The 16,954-nt window shown below is 54.0% G+C and carries 15 protein-coding genes; 8 read left to right on the top strand and 7 right to left on the bottom strand.

The features are described from left to right. Positions 1-120 precede the first annotated feature (120 nt). Positions 121-663: a GNAT family N-acetyltransferase gene (locus AACY98_RS14665; RefSeq protein WP_339806216.1), complete on the top strand. Its 543-nt coding sequence runs from the start codon at positions 121-123 to the stop codon at positions 661-663. Positions 664-794: 131 nt separating this feature from the next. Here AACY98_RS14665 and putP read toward each other — a convergent pair whose 3' ends face one another. The 3 genes from putP to AACY98_RS14650 all read right to left on the bottom strand — a co-directional run bounded on the left by putP (position 795) and on the right by AACY98_RS14650 (position 4,950). Then, entirely contained in the window at positions 795-2,327 is a 1,533-nt protein-coding gene (gene putP, locus AACY98_RS14660; RefSeq protein WP_339806214.1) for a sodium/proline symporter PutP, read from the bottom strand. A gap of 663 nt (positions 2,328-2,990) precedes the next feature. After that, positions 2,991-4,358 (bottom strand): DUF6138 family protein, encoded by a 1,368-nt coding sequence (locus AACY98_RS14655; protein WP_339806212.1) that lies wholly within the window; start codon positions 4,356-4,358, stop codon positions 2,991-2,993. A gap of 163 nt (positions 4,359-4,521) precedes the next feature. After that, positions 4,522-4,950: a nucleotidyltransferase family protein gene (locus AACY98_RS14650; protein WP_126980555.1), complete on the bottom strand. Its 429-nt coding sequence runs from the start codon at positions 4,948-4,950 to the stop codon at positions 4,522-4,524. A 338-nt stretch (positions 4,951-5,288) separates the two neighbouring features. Here AACY98_RS14650 and AACY98_RS14645 point away from each other — a divergent pair, with 338 nt between their 5' ends. Together AACY98_RS14645 and AACY98_RS14640 are read left to right on the top strand one after the other, a co-directional pair. After that, entirely contained in the window at positions 5,289-5,738 is a 450-nt protein-coding gene (locus AACY98_RS14645) for a zinc-ribbon domain-containing protein (RefSeq protein WP_339806209.1), read from the top strand. Positions 5,739-5,811: 73 nt separating this feature from the next. Further along, entirely contained in the window at positions 5,812-6,966 is a 1,155-nt protein-coding gene (locus tag AACY98_RS14640) for an MBL fold metallo-hydrolase (RefSeq protein ID WP_339806207.1), read from the top strand. 123 nt (positions 6,967-7,089) lie between these two features. Here AACY98_RS14640 and AACY98_RS14635 read toward each other — a convergent pair whose 3' ends face one another. Continuing rightward, entirely contained in the window at positions 7,090-8,979 is a 1,890-nt protein-coding gene (locus tag AACY98_RS14635; protein ID WP_339806205.1) for a M48 family metallopeptidase, read from the bottom strand. A gap of 298 nt (positions 8,980-9,277) precedes the next feature. Here AACY98_RS14635 and AACY98_RS14630 point away from each other — a divergent pair, with 298 nt between their 5' ends. From AACY98_RS14630 to AACY98_RS14615, 4 genes are all read left to right on the top strand, one after another. Continuing rightward, a complete protein-coding gene (locus AACY98_RS14630) occupies positions 9,278-10,576 on the top strand; it encodes a toxin-antitoxin system YwqK family antitoxin (protein WP_339806203.1) in 1,299 nt (432 codons plus the stop codon). 59 nt (positions 10,577-10,635) lie between these two features. Continuing rightward, complete coding sequence (locus tag AACY98_RS14625) at positions 10,636-11,211, top strand: hypothetical protein (protein ID WP_339806201.1); 576 nt, start codon at positions 10,636-10,638, stop codon at positions 11,209-11,211. Between the two features lie 164 nt (positions 11,212-11,375). Then, the gene (locus tag AACY98_RS14620; protein ID WP_339806198.1) at positions 11,376-12,623 is read left to right on the top strand and encodes a hypothetical protein; all 1,248 of its coding nucleotides are present in this window, start codon (positions 11,376-11,378) and stop codon (positions 12,621-12,623) included. A 176-nt stretch (positions 12,624-12,799) separates the two neighbouring features. Then, on the top strand, positions 12,800-13,594 hold the full coding sequence (locus AACY98_RS14615; RefSeq protein WP_339806196.1) for a hypothetical protein: 795 nt from the start codon (positions 12,800-12,802) through the stop codon (positions 13,592-13,594). Between the two features lie 42 nt (positions 13,595-13,636). Here the strand turns inward: AACY98_RS14615 and AACY98_RS14610 are convergent, their stop codons facing one another. After that, complete coding sequence (locus AACY98_RS14610) at positions 13,637-13,978, bottom strand: hypothetical protein (protein WP_339806194.1); 342 nt, start codon at positions 13,976-13,978, stop codon at positions 13,637-13,639. Between the two features lie 345 nt (positions 13,979-14,323). On the opposite strand from AACY98_RS14610, the gene AACY98_RS14605 reads away from it, so the two are divergent. Continuing rightward, positions 14,324-15,901 (top strand): toxin-antitoxin system YwqK family antitoxin, encoded by a 1,578-nt coding sequence (locus AACY98_RS14605; RefSeq protein WP_339806192.1) that lies wholly within the window; start codon positions 14,324-14,326, stop codon positions 15,899-15,901. Positions 15,902-15,979: 78 nt separating this feature from the next. Here AACY98_RS14605 and AACY98_RS14600 read toward each other — a convergent pair whose 3' ends face one another. Together AACY98_RS14600 and AACY98_RS14595 are read right to left on the bottom strand one after the other, a co-directional pair. After that, entirely contained in the window at positions 15,980-16,402 is a 423-nt protein-coding gene (locus AACY98_RS14600; RefSeq protein ID WP_339806190.1) for a DUF805 domain-containing protein, read from the bottom strand. Between the two features lie 194 nt (positions 16,403-16,596). Next, positions 16,597-16,944 (bottom strand): DUF6717 family protein, encoded by a 348-nt coding sequence (locus AACY98_RS14595; RefSeq protein WP_339806187.1) that lies wholly within the window; start codon positions 16,942-16,944, stop codon positions 16,597-16,599. Between the last annotated feature and the right edge of the window lie 10 nt (positions 16,945-16,954).

The raw sequence follows: 16,954 nt of genomic DNA, 5'->3' as shown, positions 1-16,954 counted from the left end.
CGCCGCGTTGTGGCTGTGAGAGCAAAAGGGCCTGACGGCTCTTTTTTTGTATTTACTGCATCTGTGTATATACCTGTTTTGCAGTTGGCTTTACGACATTCACAAAAGGATTATTTCGGTATGCCTGTTCCCATACTTGAAACGCCGCAGTTATGGTTATATCCACTTGTGCCCGAAGATGCGCCGGCGGTGCAGGCATTGTTTCCACAGTGGGGCATTGTGCGGTTTTTGTCCGATGTGGTGCCATGGCCTTATCCGGCAGATGGTGCGCAGAGGTTTATCTGTGACGTTGTGCAGCCGGATGTGGCGGCCGGACATGGCTGGTACTGGTCTATCCGGCACAAACGGCAGCCGGCCGATTTGATCGGCGTGATCAGTCTGCATGACAGAGAGGATGAGAACCGGGGCTTCTGGATTGCACCACCATGGCAGCGCCAGGGGCTGGCGACACAAGCCTGTGCCTGTGTGACAGCATTTTGGTTTGACGTGCTGCAAAAGCCGCGTCTGCGTGTGTACAAGGCCATTGATAATGTGGCTTCTGTGAAAATTTCCGAGCACAGCGGCATGCGCCAGATCGGCATGACAGACAAGCGTTATGTGTCGGGAGTATTGCCAACCCAGGTCTGGGAAATCACGCGCGAAGAGTGGATGCGGTTGCATTGATAAAGCTGAATGCACCGGCTGTTTGAAGCAAGGTGTAGCTTGGCATGTGAAAAGCCCCGGCAACTGTTGCTGCCAGGGCTTTAAAGCTTTAGAAAAGATGGTAAAGCGCAGTAAATGTTATTTACTGGTATTTATTTTTCCAGCTTGTATTGCCGGTCTGCTTCTTCAAAGCGTTTCTGGATGGATGCGGAAGGTTCTTTACCCATCAGGCTGACCACCACAATGGCAATGCAGCTGAACAGGAAGCCGGGAATGATTTCGTACAGCCCGGTGCCGAATTTGTCATTGGCAATCCAGACGATCACGGTCAGTGCGCCGACCAGCATTCCGGCTAGTGCGCCGTTGCGGGTAATGCGTTTCCATACCAGCGAAAGCACAATGACCGGGCCGAATGATGCGCCAAACCCGGCCCATGCATTGGAAACCAGCCCCAGCACTTTGCTTTGCGGGTTGTAGGCAATGGCGATGGCCACCAGCGCAATGACCAGCACCATGGCACGGCCAAACCAGACCAGTTCTTTCTGGCTGGCATTGGGACGCACAAAGCCTTTATAGAGGTCTTCTGTCAGCGCGCTGGAGCATACCAGCAACTGGCAGCTCAAGGTGCTCATGACCGCAGCCAGCACGCCGGAGAGCACCACACCGCCAACCCATGGGTTGAACAGCAGTTTGACCAGTTCCAAAAAGATGGCTTCATGCTTGTTGTCACCTGCCACCGTGTTGGTAACCGGGCCGGCCAGTTCCGGATGCTGGGCAAAGTAACCAATGCCGAAGAACCCGACAGCTACCGCGCCGGCCAGGCACAGGATCATCCAGGTCATGCCGATGCGGCGGGCGCTTTTCATGGTTTTGACTGATTTGGCCGCCATGAAACGCACCAGAATATGCGGTTGCCCGACGTAACCCAGGCCCCAGCCGACGAGCGAAAGGAAGATCACCATGCCCGGAATGAAGCCGTTATCAAATATGCCTTTGAACATGTTGATATTGTCCGGATCAATCTGTTTGATGGTTTCGATGGTGCCTGAGAAATCACCAATGGCCAGTATCACCATGACCGGTGTGATCAGCAGCGCAAAAATCATCAGTGTGGCCTGCACCGTATCGGTCCAGCTGACAGCCAGAAAGCCGCCAATGAACACATAGAAAATGGTGGCTGCAGCGCCAACCCACAGTGCGGTGGAGTAATCAATGTTGAAGGTGGAGTTGAACAGTTTGGCCCCGGCGACAACACCGGAAGCACAGTAAACGGTAAAGAAGATCAGAATGACCAGCGCCGAAATGATGCGCAGAATGCGTGAGCGATCTTCAAAACGGCTGGTGAAGTAGTCCGGCAGCGTCAGTGCATTATCGTTGTACTCGGTATGCACACGCAAGCGCCCGGCAACAAACAGCCAGTTGCACCATGCACCCAGTATCAGGCCGATGGCAATCCAGCTTTCGGCAATACCGGATACAAATACCGCACCAGGCAGCCCCATGAGCAGCCAGCCGCTCATGTCGGAAGCGCCAGCCGATAAACCGGTTACCAGGCCACCTAATTTACGGCCACCCAGAATATAGTCTGACAGGTTGTTGGTGGAACGGTATGCGATGAGTCCGATCAGAATCATCAGTGCGATATAAAGCACAAAGGTAATGATGAGGGGAGTACCTACATCCATAACAGATCCTTTTTAAATAACTTACGCCAACGGCACCTTGAATGCCATTGGCAGATGGTCAGCACAATGGCACAACATTCTAAATAGCCATCCGCAGGGCAGGCCTGACGGGTTGGTGAAGGTGCAAGGGGTCTTTTCTGTGCTGAGATGTACCGGGGAAACAGTGTCCACAGGCCATTGACAGCCAAGATGAACGTATTCTGTCTGAATCTGCGTTGACTGAAAACCTATATCCTAGGACGGACTCTGGAAAAGAGGTAAGAACAATTCGCAGAGCGAGGTAAAACCTCTGCGAATTTAAAAAACGGATTTTTCGTCAATTAGGGTTTACGCGATATGTTGTAAGTTGATAGAAAACAGAACTTTTTAACACGCTGTGGGTAAACCTTTGTGGTTGCTTTTTAGAATATGCTTGGCTGTGTTTTCCAAATGCGAACCAGGCAGTGCAGCCAGAAGCAGGATGGCACCAGAGAAAATAAAGGGTTTACCCTTATATTTTAAGTGATGCTTTTTGGCTTGCAAGCAATCTGCCCTTGTAGTCCTGGGATATTGGTTTGGGGTTGTATCTTTTGGCAAGCGGGGTTAACCGGCCATGGATAAGCCTGCTGCGTGCATCAGGCAAGGGCAGATGGTACAAGGACATGCCGCCGGATTTTCTGTGGTTTATTCGTCATCTGCGGTGGTTAAAATCTGCTGGTACAGTGGCCGGAGCTGTGGCGGAGCCTGTTCAATGATATCCGGCCATGTTTTGGGTAAGCCCCAAATGGCGTAACAGATTTGTTCCCATAGAATGTTTTGCAGACTGTTCAATTCGTCGGCATCATGGCGTGTGTTTTCGTCCAGATCTTTGTAGCGAAGGCGGTCTGAGAAATCGTTTTTAATTTTCAGCAGATACTGTAAGCAGGTGGTATTCGCTAGCAGTTGGGCAACGCCTTCAACAGGCGGATGTTCTTCTATAGACAAAATGCAGTCAACGAATACGGCAAGGCTTTGCGCGTCTATGCCGTATTGCCCAACGAAGGTCGTGGTGAATGGCGGCTGAACTGTTTGGTGCTCTTCATCACAGGTTTGCATGTAGCGGCTGACAAGAGGGAAGTATTGCCTGCCAGCCAGCCCAAGTGCAAAAACGGCAAAGGTGGATGGCATCGCGCTGGCCCCCTGTTCTTCCAGGTCGGTATACCAATGCCATATGCGCATGACGGTGTTCGCATATTCAGCGATCAGCGGATGCAAATCAGGATACTGCACTGCACCGGCAAACAAGGCGTGGGCACCGGTCTGCGGCAGGTCTTCTATTGGCAGATAAGAGATATTCGGACTGTTGAATTGAATGTAGTAGCTGTGCGGAAAATCGGTTTCTTTGAACAGGGGAATGATGAACTGCAGCGCTTTTCGGTAAGCCTGCTGTGTATCGTGGTGTAACTGAATGCTGATACATGCTGTCACGTCGTTGGCGGTACAGTCGATGTCGTCGTCGTGATATCGGGTTAACTGTTGCGGCAGCGTACCCGAGCCATTTTGTTTGAGCTGTTCGACCAACGCCGTACCCCCAAGCTGGCAAACATAGTCGAAATAGCATTCAGCGGTAATGCTTTCAAAACTGGCGCCATATTTCAAATAGTGAATAGCCATGTAACAAAGAAAGTGCAAAACGCTTGGATCTACCGATGTTTTAGCTTCCGGCTTGAGGGTGTAAGTTTTTCTCCAGCCGTTGCTCTGGCAGTCAAAATAGGGCTGTACCACATGCTGGTTTGTCCATTTTGAAAATGCACTACTCAGCGTATATAAGCTCTCATGGGTGTGTTTTCTGAATAGGTCACAAAATGCGGTGCATTTCTGCAGGTCAAAAGGTTTTTGTTCTAAAACATATTGAAGCACATGGAGCCCCAGGCATTCTACGCCGTTAGCCAGTATAAAAGCATAAGGAGAATCTTTGGTTTGCTGGAATGGCTGGCCAGACATGATTGCTTGTGCCAGCGCGTCAATCAAAAGCTCATTTCCTTTGACTTCACGGATCAGTTTGTTGCTCATATCAATCATGCTCTTCGGTTAGCGCTGTGGCAAGCATAACATGTCTGTGAATTATGTCCGTATGATCTGGTGGCGCAGGGCATACTGTGTCAAAGAGGCTTATTGCAAATGAAAATGCCGAAACAGACACACTGTTTCGGCATCAGTGAAAAGCAGGGCTGATTTACTTGGGGAATTTGTCCAGCGGGATGGTCTGTACGGTGGTGGCCTGCTCAATCTGCGGGAACATGAAATCCGACGGGATCAGGCTGACAGGTACACCCAGCAGCTTTTGCAAGTCGGTGCGCATGCGTCCCAGGTCGACCATGGAGCATTCCTGCGCATCAATCATGATATTGATGTCGCTGTTGATGGTGTCATCTCCCCGTGCCACAGAGCCGAATACGCGCGGGTTCAGGCCTTTGTGCTCTTCAATGATATGAATAGCTTCCTGGCGGTGCTGAGCCAGTATTTCCGAGGGACGGCGACGCTTGTTGGCCTCTTCCATATACCATTTGGCCCAAGCCAGCGGGTCGACTTTCAGGGCATGAAACAGTTTTTGAATTTCAATGTTGTCTTCTGTGGTGCCGTGTGCAGGCTTGTTGGTGCTCATGTCTCTGGTTCCTTGTGTTAAATGCATATTGCTGTTCCCCGCTGCCAGCCATCCGTGGTCAGACAGAGAGGGCAATGCTTTTGCTTTGAGTATAGCAAAACGGAAATGGCTTGGATACGTTCTTTGATATGCTCTGTTTGATTCGGGAGCATATCCGGCCATCATAGGGGGCTGGTCGGCACGCAACAGTTGCTGGTCATATGTAAGTAACTCCGTGATAAGTATCCATTTGACACATGCAAAGTGGTTGCCAGATGAACACACATAAATTGGCAGTATAGGTATACTGCTGAATCAAAATGGTCAGGCGGTGCCTGACGGCAACAAAGGGGAAATGCATGATTTTTATTTTTGGCACCAAGGGGCGTACCAAAGAGGCTGGGCACGGGCGCTTTTTTTGCCCCAACTGCAATGGGGAGCGGAATTACCGTCTGTTCAAGGTTGCCAGTTATTTCACATTGTTTTTTATTCCGACATTCCCAATACGTGAGCTTGGCCGCTATGTTCAGTGTGAGCAGTGCCAGTGCGAGTACCAGACATCGGTGCTGGAGGAGTCGGCCGGGCAGCAGTTGCTGCGCAGTGTGTATCGTGATGGTGCGGCCGGAATGCCGCTGCAGATGATCACCAACAAGCTGGTGAATGCGGGTATGCCTGAGCCACAGGCCAAGGAGGCGGTTGACACGGTGGCGCAACAGGTTGCGTGCAAGGAGTGTCCCGGATGCCATCTGGTTTTTCTGGCTGACGCCAAGCTGTTTACCTGCACGGCGTGCGGGGAACATTTAAGCTAATTAAAATCTGAATTCGCAACCATGGTATGGTGAGCACGGCTGGTGGTTTGGGTATCAACGTTTGGGGGTGTTTATGAAAAAGTGGATTGGTGGCATTGCAGGCGCTTTGGCATTGGCTTTAAGCCCGGCGGTCATGGCTGATACGGCGGCGCAGCCGCGCCAGCAGGTTCCGGGGTATTACCGCGTGATGGTAGGTGACCTGGAGGTGACCGCACTCAATGACGGGCATGTCCGTCTGGGGACCAATCTGGTCAAGGGCATGGCGCCTGAAGAGGTGCATGCACTGTTGCAGCAGGCTTTCATTGATGATGCCAGCGGGGTGCAGACGGCGGTGAATGCCTATGTACTGTCGCTGGGGGCGCATGTGGTGCTGGTGGATGCCGGCAGCGGTGGCTGCATGGGGAATACGGTGGGCCACTTGCTGCAGCAGTTGCGTGCAGCAGGGTTTACACCTGAGCAGATTGATGTGGTGTTGCTGACCCACCTGCATCCTGACCATGCATGCGGTCTGACGCGTGATGGGCAGGCGGTGTTTCCTAACGCAACGGTTTATGCCTCGCAGCGTGAGGCTGATTACTGGCTGAATGAGGAGATTGCACAGCAGCAGCCTGAGGAGGTTCGTGGCGTGTTTGCGGGCGCGCGGGCTGCGGTGGCACCGTACCGGGCCAATGACCGCTTCAAAACGTTCAATGTCGGAGATGTGATTTTGCCGGATCTGGATGTGGTAGCGGCATACGGGCATACGCCGGGCCATGTCGGTTATCTGTTCAATTCGGGCCCAGATCATATTTTGCTGTGGGGCGATGTGGTGCACAGCCATGCGGTGCAGTTCATGCATCCGCAGGCATTTATGGTGTTTGATGTGGACGGTGAGCAGGCGGTAGCGACAAGGCGCGCGGTTTTTGCCAAAACGGCAGACGAGCGCTGGCTGGTGGGCGGCGCGCACTTGCCGTTCCCGGGGCTGGGCCATGTGCGGCATAACGGGCAGGCTTATGCCTGGGTGCCGCTGGAATATGGCCCGATGACCAGGCCTGCTGCGCAGCCTTTGTCTGAGCCGGCCGAACCTGCGCCTGCATCTCAGGCGACAGATGCACCATCGCCTGCTGCACCTGCGGTGGAGCCTGCACCTGAGTCTGCAACGGTGCCGGCTACTGCGGAACCTGCAGTGACTGCCGAGCCTGCCGCGACTCAGCCCGCTGTTGCTGAACCGGCTCCGGTGGCACCCTAGCCGCTTAGTGGTCCAGGGGCAGGCAAGCAGGAGCAATTTCTTTTTTGCTTGCAAAACTTAAGTAAGCTGTCCAAAAAATCAGGCCCCGTCAGGGGCCTGATGCATGATGGGCATGGTGTATGGTTATGCGGCAGAAGGCGGTTCGTTCTGCTTGTCCTGTGCTGCAGCAGCTTGCTCTGCACGCATGACCTGATGGCGTTCCCAGTACATGCCCAGCGTGTTTTTAAACTGGTCACGCTGTTTGGCAATGCCGGGCAGTTTGATCGCGGTGGTTTTATTGCCGATCATTTTCTTTTCCGGGTGGGTGATGGTGAGGGTATCACTGCCGTAGCCATCGGTATAGTTCAGGCCTTTGACCATATCCCAGCCCAGTAACTCGCCGGTTTTGGGCTGCACAATGCCGGCGTAAGTGATTTGAATGGACTGGTCTTTTTTCAGCTCAAACGTTACTGGCGGAAAGTATTTGAGCACAATCTGTTCTTCCTGCGCGTTGGCCGGTTCGTAGCGGTAGGCCAGCACATGTTCATGCTGGCTGCCAAAATCCTGCTCGTATTTGGACCACAGACGCTGTTCGATCTGTGTGGCAACGGGAATCAGGTCCACCCAGGTTTGCATGGGAGGCTGTGTCACAATATCGCCAAACTGTGTCGGGCTGATGTTGTAGCCGGCATTTTTCATGCGTTCGGGCAGTGCCGGGTGCGAGTCAAACGGGTGCGGTACATGGCCGGCCTGTATATCCTGAACAAAGTTTTCCGAGCGCGCATAGTCATGCAGGCCGCTGGCGACGCGGTCAGAGATGCCGATACGCTCATCGTGCCGCTGGTTGCTGGAGAACAACTGGTTTTCTGTCTGCGTGCGATAGCTTGAGTAGGCCGATATTTTGACCAGTGAGTGGATGATGGCCTGTGGCGATACGGCTTTGGCCGCCGTGCGGTCGGCCATGTATTCGCGCTGGCGGCTTTCGCGCTTGAGCGCAAATTCAAATATCAGGCGATACAGGTGCAGCGGATAGTAAACCAGGCGGGTGGCGCCGTTGTCGTACATCATGGCGCAATACATGTCGTACTGAAACAGTTTGGGCCCTAATGCGGCACTGTTGGTGGTGTCGCCGCCGCGCAGGTGGTTCAGCTCGTGCGCCAGCACACTGTCAGCCTCGCTGGTGTCCAGAATGCGCAGCAAGGGGATGCTGATATACAGCGTGCGGCCTTTGAGCGTTTTGCCTTGAATTTTGATCGGGCTTTCTGTCACGTAAAAGTTATCGTCAATACCGGCAATGATCTGGTCGGGCGCCTGGGTTTTGAGCTTTTTGGCCAGTGCGTCAACGCGTGCCCATAATGCCGGCGCATCGATGCGGCTGAGCAGTTCGCCTTCGGTATCGCCGATGGGAGGCAGGCGTTTGAAAATACTCACCAGCGCATAGAACACCCCGATAGCGACAAACAGGCCGATGACCAGAATGAGTTTGGGCACGTAGCTGTTAAAGAAAAATGCCGTGAGCCAGAAAGACAGCCAGGTAATGATGACACCCTGGGCAATGATTTCAACCACGCAGGCGGCAATCAGCAGTCGCCAGCCGGTGACAAAGCTGATGTATTGCAGCTTGCGGTTGGTAAATGCGATCAGGCCCAGCAGCGCAATGAACAGCACGCCGATAATGCCGCCAATGATCAGCCATTTGGATAACTGGCCCACCTGATAAAACTGCCAGCGTTCAGCGTAAGGGGCACAAACCCTGGAGTTGTACAGCGGCTTATTGTCCACAGGGTCCAGCACAGGGCCGGCACAGGCTTTGGAGGGCGGGTTGGCCGTAAGGAAGGTGCGCAGTTCCTCTTTTTCGGCCGAAGACATGCGGGAGCGTGACATGACGCTTCCGATAAATTCGGAATCCCATGTGTTGAGCCCATGCTGGGTGAATACCAGTGATATCACAGGAATCAGGAAAAATGCCAGCAGGCATAACAGCACTGATTTGGCGAAATGTTTTTGGATACTGTCTTCTTTTTTGGCGCTCATGATATTCAGCAATATAAAAAACAATTGGGGAATGAACTGTGAGCCAACAGAACGGGATATGGTTTTTAGCACAGGCTCTATCTGAAGCTTTGATAACAAAGTCTTCAGGCCGGATTTTAGGAGACGAATGCTGCATTTTTGTGCAATGCTGGATTAAAAATACAGGGTTTGTGCAGCAGCTCAGAGAGAGGGAAGTTGTTTTTATGTGAAAAGTTACAGATCTGTAAGAGTGGGTGGCTCAAAATGCTTGTGGATAGATTCGGTACTTTAAAATGCAGGCATGAGAAAGCAGGTATATATGGATGGGGCCCGCGCACGGGTATTGTATGGCCGGGTGTGCTGCGGAGGGTTGCTGCTGCTGGCGCTGGTGTTAAGCGGCTGTGATCAGATGCAGTTGGTGACGCAGTCGGGCAGGGTGCGGCCCTGGCAGTTGCCGCAGCGCACAACCGGAGTTGTGGTGGAGAATGCGCATGAATCGGCGCAGCGGCCTTCGGTGCCAACACCGGCAGAGCCGCAGGAACAGCCGGGGGATGCTGTGCTGGCAGATGAGCAGGCTTCTCTAACTGCTCTATCTGCTACAGATGTTGTTGCAGGGGATGATTCACCCTTGCCGCCACCCGGTACGCAGTTACATGCTGCCGCAGGGCTGGGGCCTGCAGAGGTGTTGTTGCCTGACTTGGCATCAGGGGTGGCAATGCCAATGCCTGTTGAACGGCGATACGACAGCCTGGCACTGGCACTCATGAATGTACCCTGGCAGTCAGGAGAAGTGGTCGCGGTTAATGCTGCATATTACCGCCGCTTTTTGGAGACGACTCGGCAGGGTTACCGGGTGCAGGACTTTTATCAAACGCAGCCACCGCAACAGGTGGGTGGCGGGCTGCGTGTACTTCCTGAGCGGTTGGCCGGGGCAGCGCAGATCAGGCGTGATGGTGAGCCATTGCCAGACCGCATGGAGGCGGCAGAGTTGTCGGCTACTGCTGGTAACCGTTTCGATATGCAGGCTGAAATCAAACTGACAGAGCCGTTTGTGTTGCTGCAACTGGCAGATGTGACTGCAACCCTGCCTGCACCGCGACCGGTAAAACAACAATATGCATGGTTGAACCAGTTGGCTGCGCATGGCAGTTATGTGCTGTGGTACGCCAATGGTCGGCAGGCCATTGCGGGAGGGTACTGGCAGGGCAAGCGCCAGGGACAGTGGCGCATGTGGTATGAAAATGGCAACCTGATGTTGCAGGAGCATTATGACCAGGGCGCGAACGAAGGCGGTTTTGCCGGCTGGTACAGCAATGGGGTGCCGGCCGGTCAGGGGCAGTACCACAGGGGGCTGCGACAGGGGGAGTGGGTACTGTGGTTTAACAATGGTCAGAAAATGGAGCAAGGTGTTTATGAAAGCGGGGCCCAGCAGGGTGCCTGGGCACACTGGTACGACAATGGGCAGCTCAGGCTGGAAGGGCTGTATCAGCAGGGGCAGCGTATCGGGCCATGGCGCTGGTGGACGCGCGATGGCGAGCTGGCGCGTGAGGCGCAGTACCTCGGCGATGCGTCCGAGCGCAGCATTGGCTCGGGCACGATTGAGCCTCGGTGGCGTTGAGCGGCGAGCGTGAATATCATTGGGGTATGGTGCATTAAATACGATTCAAGGAGCAGACAATGAAATATGGGATAGCTATAGGCTTGTTTTTATTTTCAACTTTGACATATGCGCAGACAGTACAGTTTTTTGGTTTGCGGCTTAACGAAAAGCTTGAGTTGGCGGCTTGTCCCCAGGAGGTGATGAGTGCGGGCATTAATCATTTGAAAGCCGACTCATACCAGGGGCCGACCTGTTTTTGGAAAGACGGGGAGGCCAGTAGCGCTTACGGCCACACGGTGCAAAAAGGTTATGTTCTGTTTGCGCAGGGCTATCTGCCCCAATGGCTGGTTTATAACAATATGGTGGTGTCGGTGATGGATGGTCGGCTGGTTTCGATACGGGCAGTGACCCGTGGAATGGCATATCAGGTAGAAATCAAAGATTTTTTGTGGGGAAAACTAGGGAAGCCTGTGATAGATATCGTGGTTGATCGCCACACATCCGGAGAAATCAAAAACTATTTACAAACGGGTGCTATAGCGGTGGCATGGGTAAATGGCAATATTCTGACAACATTATGGGGCCAGGAAACTTTGGTAGATAGTGGGATGCTGACGATACGAACCAAAGAATATGAAGAACTGGGACGCTAGGGTGATCGCCTGGTTTGTCATGTACCGCTGCACAGATTGACCTTGGTTGTGAAGAAGGTGTATGGGCGCCGAGTGGTCTTCAAATTCCATTTGAATACAAAATACGCTATGCTTATTGTGAAAAGCGAACGTGACAGATGTCAAGCTCAGACAAGGGGATAAAAATGGCTCGCGGTGTATACGACCTGGGACGGCGGGAACCTGCTTTGAGTGAGGAGGTGCCGCAGGTGCCATTGACGCTGGCGGGAGAGCCGGTGTGGCGGGCGGAGTTGTTGCAGTCTCAGGCATTCTGGTATGACCTGGCGTTTAATCCGCTGGATGGTTCCGGCAGCAGACAATTGTACGATGCGCAGGTCAGTGCATTACAGGCTTTGCAGGATGAGCTGGCCGCAGACGGTGAATTGTGCTGTATCGGGTTTTGGGCCGCGCGCGCGCATGTGCGGTTTTGTTTGCGGAAAAAACCGCATTACTCACTGGTTGGTGGCGAGTTTGTTTTTTATGTGGAGCTGGGCCGCTCACGCATCCGCAGAAAACTGTCCACCACGTTTGTGGATGTGGGCACCGGCATGCCGGTCAAGCCCCGCATTGAGCTTAATGAGCGCGAGATCACAATTTACCTGTCGGATGATGAGCCGGAGACGGTTTCTATTTACGATTTCTTGCGTAAATGCGGGCTGGAACTGGGCATCGGTACACAGATTTATGGTGTCAAGCCGGTGCATGATTTGCTTGCATGCTGGCGCAATGGCGCGGACAGCCGGCTTTCCGAAATGCTGTATCGCGTTTCCAATGAGGAGCATGACTTTTTCTTTTTCTGCAATTTGTTCAGGGTGACCTCTGTGGAGCAACCGGATGACGGCGTGAAAACGGGCCAGCCCCGGCGTATGGATGGCGTACGCCGTCCGGAAAGCGCGCCACCCAGGTATGCAGACCATACCGCCGCTCAGGCGGGGGGCAGCAGCTTTGCCGCATTGGGCAGCACTCTATGGGCAACAAAGCCTGAGCCGATTGAAACGTGGGCTCAGGAGTCCGGTGCGGAGGAGGAGGCATTGGGTTCAGGTGGAATCAGTATGCGGGGTATGGATGCCAGCGAACAGGGGAACCTGGTTGCGCAGGCGCTTTGCACTTATTTTCAGATTGCCCGCCCGGCACTGGAGGATGAGGCGAATGAGATTCGTGAGCCTGTTGATGACGGCCAAAACCGGTGGGATGCCATGTACGGGCGCCGGCGTGAAACTCTGCGCCATCGTTCCGGCGACAGTCCATCACAGGCCTGTGCGGTGCAGGTGCTGCTCAGGCTGGAAAATCCGCATGAGCTGTACCGCTTTGGCTCTGAGACGGTGGCTGCGGCAGACAAGCATTTGTTCACGTGTTACATCCACGATAACCAGGCCGAGTTGCTGGAGTCTTGAGCGGCGGTGTTGTATTTGCCGGTACGGTTGTTACAGCATCAAACGTTGCGCTCCGTGCTTTCATCCACCATGCAGTTTGTCGCTTGTAAAAAATTGTAAAGTCTGCCTGCGGGCATGTTGGTCGTGGTACATTTTGGTATGTATACATACCTGCGGGGCGTGATGAGGTGAATGCCATGGTTTTCAATGTACAGATCAAAGATAAAACAATGCGTGGTTTCAGCCAATGGTTAAAACTGGGGCTGGCTGGTGTGTTGGGCCTGTTGCTGGGCACGGCTGCTGTTGCACAAAGCCAGTTGCATTGTGTGCCGGCCGCAACGTTGCAGCGCAACGCGGCACAGTCGTATCTGGTGCGCATGACCATGGTGCAGCAACTGCCGGTGGATGGCCGTGTTTATGCCGGTGCGCGCCAGGATGAACGGGGCGGCCGCTTCGAGGTGCTGAAGGTTTACAGCGGTAATGTCGATGCGTTAAAGGCACTGGAGGTTGCCAAGCTGGTGGTCAACTGCAACCAGGGTGACGGGCCGCGCTGCACGATTCTGGAAGAGCAGAATTACCCGTTTTATGCGGGGCAGATGATGGTGCTGTATGAGCGCCCGGATGCCGATGGTGTGGTCACGATCAAGCGTGGGCCGTGTCCGGGGTCGCAGCGGCTGATGGATAACGATGAAGACCTTGCGATATTTGAAAGCATGTATCCGCCGGTGTGGGTGAGTGCCACCTGGCAGCGTGAGCATGGCGGCGCAGATGCGCAGCCTGTTTCTGCTGATGCAGAAGATGCTGCAACGGCCGATGATGTACAGGTGCAGGAGCCGGAGCTGGCAGATGAAGAAAGTGATGCATCTTCAAGTGACTCTGCTCATCCTGCTAACCCTGCCGATGCGGCTGATTCTGCCGCCCCGACAGCAGATCCGGGACGTAATCCGACGTTTGAAAACCCGCAAAGCGAAGATAATCTGCTGGGTTTATGACGGCTTCGCGAGCGGGTTGGTGCTAGCGCGGTGCTCAAACATTCAGGGAATTGTGGCGGGGATGTTTTCCCCGCCGGTCTGCCAAAACGATATCTGGTAGGAGTCGAGATCGTCTTCTTGTGTGGGAATATAAAATTCCACCTCGCACGGCTGGTCGGGAAACTGCATTTTGAGTTTGGCCGTATAAATTTCCTTGAGCACATTGCCCAGCGCCAGCAATACGTCTTTGGCAGGGTCTTCATCACCGGGATTATGCAGATAATAAAGATGCAGATGGTTAACCACCCATTCAACCGACTGGCGGGTGCTGCCTTGCTGGTGGGCAAAGCCTCTGATGGTTTCAAGAGCAACGCCTTTGCGCACAATGTAACCATGGCATTTCACGAACTCCGGCCAGAAAATGCTGGCGTATCCGACCGCCAGCGGGAATGAGCCTTCGCAGGCAATCCAGCTTTCCAGGCCAATGCCTTTACCATCGTTTCAGCGGCTAAGTTCCGCCTGCATGCTTTGCGGTATGTCCATTTTGTTTTCCACTCCGGTATCCATTGTGCGTGATCGGCCAGCATAGCATAACCTGCGCATGGCTTTGCTGTGGCTGGGTTGCAGCGCCCAGACTGTTTACTTGTCTGGCAGTGATGTGGTTTAATGTCAGTTAATGAAACTGGGTTGCACAGTATGTCAGGTATGCAGCCATCTTCAGTTCAACACAACAGCGGAGATGATGAAGTGATGAATCCTCAAAAAGGACGCTCTTTTACAAAAAGAACTACCCGGTGGGCCAGAAGTGTATCTGTTCCTGCCGGTGTGCTTTTGATCGCACTGGCCGGAATCACTGCGGGGGCGCTGACTGCCTGCTCAACGCAGGAGTCGGGTGATGCTTCCGCTTTGCGCGATGCCGGCATGAGGGCGTTGCCGTACCAGGTGGGGCAGGTGGTTGCTGGCAACGATCTGTTTGAGCGCAAGTTTTTAGGAGTGAGCGTGGCCGATGGCACCGATGGTTATCTGGTGCAGGAGTTTTATAAGCAAAGCGGCGACAAGTATACCGACCCGTTTGTGCTGAGCAGTCTGGATGACGTTACGCATGGTCTGGTGGGTGCCGACACTCCGATGGCAGCAGAACTGCCGCGCTGTGATCAGGGGCTGGCGATTGTCGGGATTTATACCGCATGGTATCCTAATGGACAAAAGATGTTGCAGGGCAGGCATCGTGCAGCAGCATCAACTGCTTCAGCCGTGTGTACAGCCGATGGCACCTGGACCTGGTGGTCAGAGGGCGGTGAAAAAATACGCGAGGTGACATACCAGAATGGCCAGCAGGCAGGCCCGTGGACGCAGTGGTGGCCAAGCGGACAGATGGCCGTGCAGGGGCTGTATGAGCAGAGTGCCCCGGAAAGTGCCAGCGCGGCAGAAGGCCAGTGGCAATGGTGGTGGGAAAACGGCCAGTTGCAGGCGCAGGGTACATTTGTCAATGGGCAGCGCCAGGGGCAATGGACACTGTGGTACGACAATGGGCAGATGTACGAACAGGGTGAGTATTTTGACGGGCGCAAAGCAGGGCCATGGCAGCGCTGGTGGCGCAATGGGCAGCTTTATGAGCGCGGCGGTTACGATAAAGGCATTCGCACCGGATACTGGCAGCGCTGGAATGCCCAGGGCAGCACAGTGCCGCTGCGCCTGGTGATGCCGGCCGGCCCCGGCGCCACTCAAAAAAGCCAAGGCGAGCAGGTGCCGTTTGTCAGCGGCGACATTGTTGCCGGCAGCAAAGCGTATTACCGCCGTTTTCTCGGGGTGACGGAAAAAGGTTTTTTTGAGGTGCAGGATTTTTACCGCAGCAATGACGCCAAGCTGACCGACCCGTATCTGTTGATGGAAGCGGCTGATGTGATCCGGGGGATGGATGACTTGCACGGTCTGTACCACTATGAGGGTGATGCACCGTTACGCATGACCGGCAGTTACATCCGCTGGCATGCCAATGGCAACCAGCAGGTCGCCATCCGTTTTATCAACGGTGTGCCTGATGGTGCCTATGCGCTGTGGTGGGAAAACGGGCAAAAACGGTTGCAGGGCACTTACCGGCTGGGCCGCCAGATTGGTCTGTGGTCATGGTGGCGTGAGGACGGGCAGCTCAGCGGCACCGGGCACTATCTGGATGGCCTGCGCAGCGGCGAGTGGAGCAGTTGGCATGGCAACGGACAGCTTGGCAGCAAGGGCGATTACCTGCATGACGAGCGGGTAGGGCAGTGGCAGCACTGGGATGCCGACGGAACCTTGCGCGGCGAGGCCAGTGATCCGCAGGCTGAATGAGCATTGGCATGGTGTGGCAAAACAGCGGCTTTAGGGCCGCTGTTTTTATTTTGGCAAATGTCGTTTGGGTGTTTTCGGTCAGGCCGAAGAGGGGCTGGCGGTATGGCTTGGCTCTGGGCCGTATTCGTTAGCGCCGGGGGTGCTGGGCAACAGGGTAAAAATCAACAGCACAAAGCCGCCGATCACCGGAAGAATAATCAGCAGTATCCACCAGCCACTGCGCGAAATGTCATGCAATCGCCGGATCAGCACGGCAATACTCGGCAGCAGAATAACCAGGTAAAAAATACCCAGGACCGGCGCGTTGGCCCATACAAATACCGCCGGGTAGGGTGTAGATGCGTGGTTGATTTCCATAGAGCCTGCGCCAAACAGCAAAGAAACAAAAAGCAGCACGGTTGCAAATACAATATTGAGCAGAGTAAACCACCAGTATTCTGAACGGCAGGCACGGCCGTCAAACACCGCATATTTTTTTAATGCTTGCAGATACCAGTTCATACATACCCCTTTCAGTGAAGACGTAGCTTATTACCGTATTTTCCTGATGCAAACGGCATAACAGTTAACAAGAAATACACCGCTGTATATTGTTGTCCTGAATGGGGTGCAGCGGTATTCAGCCCGCCGGCAACCTTGCTAGGGGCAGGGATGCTGTTCGTATGAATTGGCCACCGGGCAGGCCGTGAAATATTTCAGGCGGTTTTGGCTTTAATCTGCACAAAAATATCTTCAGGGGCCTGTTCAAAATAGCGAAACAGTGCCGGGCACAGCCAGCCTTCCATATCAAGCTCCTGGCTGTGGTACCAGTTACCGCCGCAATCAGCCCGGCGCCATTGCAGCCTGAACGCGTATCCGGGAAACGGCGTTTGAGAAAACAGCATCACAAAGCCCTGGTCGGCATCGGGAATATCTGCGACAACGCGGTCGATCATGGTATCCGCCCCGCTGACAAACGGCTCTTTTGACAAGCCTGCGCGCGCATCGTCAAATACCCACATGCCTTCGTATTTGTAGGGGGTGATAATGTTGATGGCGTTCATGTCAGATCCT

The sequence above is a fragment of the Saezia sanguinis genome (assembly GCF_963921665.1).
Classification (GTDB): domain Bacteria; phylum Pseudomonadota; class Gammaproteobacteria; order Burkholderiales; family Burkholderiaceae_C; genus Saezia; species Saezia sanguinis.
This window is presented reverse-complemented; position numbering and strand designations above follow the sequence as displayed.